The 255-nt window shown below is 71.8% G+C and carries 1 pseudogene; it reads left to right on the top strand.

The features are described from left to right. Positions 1-255: pseudogene (locus FLQ44_RS23390) on the top strand (alanine dehydrogenase); the annotation flags it as partial.

Genomic DNA, 255 nt, shown 5'->3' with positions numbered 1-255 from the left:
GGCGTCGGTGCGCGAACTGGTGCAGCACGGCCATCAGGTGGTCGTCGAAACCCACGCCGGCGCCGGCATCGGCTGTTCGGACGCCGACTACGTCGCCGCCGGTGCCACGGTGCTGGGCACGGCCGACGAGGTCTTCGCCCGCGCCGAGATGATCGTCAAGGTCAAGGAGCCGCAGGCCGTCGAGCGCGCCCGCCTGCGCGAAGGCCAGGTGCTGTTCACCTACCTGCACCTGGCGCCGGACTGGCCGCAGACCGA

Origin of the sequence: Vogesella mureinivorans (assembly GCF_007644035.1) — a bacterium.
Classification (GTDB): Bacteria; Pseudomonadota; Gammaproteobacteria; order Burkholderiales; family Chromobacteriaceae; genus Vogesella; species Vogesella mureinivorans.
The sequence above is the reverse complement of the archived record's forward strand: the minus strand, read 5'-3'. Positions and strand labels throughout refer to the sequence as shown.